The organism is Mycobacterium sp., assembly GCF_039583785.1.
In the GTDB taxonomy this organism is placed as follows: domain Bacteria; phylum Actinomycetota; class Actinomycetes; order Mycobacteriales; family Mycobacteriaceae; genus Mycobacterium.
The window spans coordinates 1-2,718 of the sequence record NZ_JAVKSG010000164.1 but is presented as its reverse complement, the minus strand read 5'-3'; the positions used below and the strand labels follow the sequence as shown (position 1 = coordinate 2,718).

Below are 2,718 nucleotides of genomic sequence, written 5' to 3'. Positions count from 1 at the left end.
TTGACACCAAACGAACTCGTTTCGCCGGCCGTGAGTGCGCCCGAAGGGATTCGAACCCCCAACCTTCTGATCCGTAGGCACGGGCGGATCGCCTGAACAGGCACGATAGGAGTTCAACTGCCGTGTAGGCGGAGTTGTGAGGAAGCGCGACTGTCGTCATCGTTGTCGTCAGAACTGTCGTCACCTCACGGTGCAAAACAGCGGCGCTCCCACCGCTTCCTCACTGGCGATCCTGAGCCGACGATCGAATGTGTCAAGGGTGGCGAAGCCATCACGTTTGTTGTGACGTCGGAGACGCCCTTTACTCAGCCGATCGGGACGCAACACACTGCGGGATGAGGTGGCTGGGAAATTTCGGGACGGGGGTCGCAGGTCATCTTTATCAGCCCTCGCGGACAAGTTACCGGGCGAGCATGAGGCGCTGTCACGGCAGCAGGTCAAGATCCGTCGGGTGCTAGGAGACGTCTACTCGTACCTGCTTCGCGAGAAAGGGCTTCTCTCTGCTGGTCGACAACACGACGGGCGGTGCAGCCGCTTCTAGGGCCTCTAAGCTAAGCGAGCATCCGCAACTAATGGTGTGCCGTCGCAAATAACGGTGTGAAGTTTTCCCCACTGGCTGTTGTGACGACCGATACCTGAACACTGCGGGTCTGATAGGCCGACCGTTCGCTCACGGCGGACGAGTAGCTGGCATGTCGCAGCATCGCACCGGGGCCGACCGCAGATAGCGTCGACTATCGTGGCTGATGCCGACCGCAACCCCACCTATCTACGCGGACTCGCCGAACGAGTCGTAGACTTCCGGGCCGCGTTCGTGCCCTTCCTCGAACTGCGCACACCCACCTACCTGGGACCGAGCCGCGGCATCATCCCTCCGGTGTCCCCTCTCGAACACAGTTCGCTCCAGGCGCACAAATGACAATCCGCAACCCCGCCACCCACGGACCGGGCGACGTGAGCCAGCAGAAGGCTGTCGAGCGCCCGTCCGTTCTCAGCCTGCCGGCGCGGTGGGTCGGCCAGCCAATGCGACCTCATCGAAGCACCCAATCCAGCCGCAGGCGGCGCGGAGGGCCGCTAGGTGACCGACGTCCTTGACCTCACCGACGCTCTTGCGAAGGTTCACCGGGCGAAGGAGTTGCACGACGAACTCACCGCAGCACTGACGCAATGGCAGGACACCGGCGGCGTCGAGGCCCAATCGCGGCGATCCATCCAATTCGTCTGCTACATCGGCTACGCCAAGGTCAATGCCGCGCCGCCAATCAACCTCCCGCTCCGTGCCGGCGAAGTCCTCCACGCGCTGCGCACCGCGCTCGACTACACCGCGTTCCAGATCTACCTCACGGGCGGCGGCACACCCGACGGACCGGACGCGCACAAGGTCGCTTTCCCGATCGTCACCGATCCCGCCAAGTGGGAGCGCAACGTCGCGGGGAAGGTTCCCGGCGCGTGGCCCGCCGCTGTCACCGAGCTACGGGCGGTTCAACAGTTCGCGCCACCTACGTCGAACCTGCCCTCGCCACTACCGCCGATCGACCCGCTACTATCGCGGTTGGCGACTTTGGGCGGCACCGACAAGCACCGCAATCTGAGCCTGTTCGCCGCCGGCGCATGGTCGCAGAGCATGATCGCGCCGGAACCAAAGCCGTGGTACGCCACGGTGATTCAGATCGCGATGCCCGGACCGTGGCTGCCGATCACGGCCGGCGCGAAGGTCGAGGTGTCGCGGGTGTTCGTGCAGCCCGACCCGGCTCCGTACCACGATTCCGCGTTGACGTGGCAGTCGGGTGTCGAGTTTGAGCGGCCCGATCCGCCGAAGCTGTCGTTCGGGTTTCGCGCTAACGACGGCACGCAGATAGACGTATCCGAGCTGTCCAGGGTGATCGACCTCATCGAGTCGATCGTCCAGCGATTCGGCGGGCTGGAGGGACCGTGACCGTAGCTGCGTTCGTCCTCGGCCTCATCGGCACCGTGCTGGCCGCTGGGTCGCTCGGGTGGCAGGTCTGGTCGTTCCGGTTGCAAGGCGCTCGGCCGAAGCTCACGCCGATCGTCGGCTTCTTGACCGCCGGAGGGCTAGTGTCCAACGACGCCACCCGTGACTTCCGTGACTCGCTGAAGTCGGCCGTTAGCCAGGCGGCGCCCGGCCCGTTCGTGATCGGGGTGACGGTCGTCAACGACGGCCGCGCGCCGTTCCACGTCACGGGATGGGCGGTGCGCGCCGACCCGAGCACCGTTTCGTTCGTGGTCCTCGACAACCAGATCGGCGGCCCGCCGATCCCGTGTGACATCGCGCCGGGTGCCGAGGCGACTTTCGTCACCGAGTTGATCAACGGACGCGCATTGGCGACGGCGGGTGAAGCGGCCGACGGCAAGCCTCAGCGGATCACGCTCACCGTGTCGAGCGGTAGCAGGACGTTCACCACGAAGCCTGTCGTGCCCGCGTTGCTCGCGTTGGAGTTGCCCTAGCCCGTCCCCCACCGTGTGTCCACACCGGCGACATCCGTTGCAGCGCCGATCCTTAGGCGACGCCATCGTTCCCGCCCGCCAGATCGCCCGCTACAGCAATGGACTTCGCCGCATTAGGCGGCAACCTGCTCGCGAACTGAACCGGCCAACGAGTTTCGGCTTGATCAGGCACACGGCCAGATCACTCGGCCAAGGTAACGGTCTGGATATATGCCAATTACTGCCTTCTGTTTGAGCAGCTGCGGGGTTTCG

General features: G+C 64.7%; 3 protein-coding genes. All 3 read left to right on the top strand.

Features of this window, described 5'->3' with window-relative positions; all coding sequences use genetic code 11:
- Window positions 1–739: 739 nt before the first annotated feature.
- The 3 genes from ABDV69_RS20905 to ABDV69_RS20895 all read left to right on the top strand — a co-directional run bounded on the left by ABDV69_RS20905 (window position 740) and on the right by ABDV69_RS20895 (window position 2,466).
- Window positions 740–919, top strand: a complete 180-nt coding sequence (locus ABDV69_RS20905) for a hypothetical protein (protein WP_343577713.1) — start codon at window positions 740–742, stop codon at window positions 917–919.
- A 159-nt stretch (window positions 920–1,078) separates the two neighbouring features.
- Complete coding sequence (locus ABDV69_RS20900; protein ID WP_343577712.1) at window positions 1,079–1,936, top strand: hypothetical protein; 858 nt, start codon at window positions 1,079–1,081, stop codon at window positions 1,934–1,936.
- Window positions 1,933–2,466 carry a hypothetical protein gene (locus ABDV69_RS20895; RefSeq protein WP_343577710.1) on the top strand — a complete coding sequence of 178 codons (534 nt, stop codon included), beginning with the start codon at window positions 1,933–1,935 and terminating at the stop codon, window positions 2,464–2,466. Before ABDV69_RS20900 ends, ABDV69_RS20895 begins: the two co-directional genes overlap by 4 nt.
- Window positions 2,467–2,718: the final 252 nt, after the last annotated feature.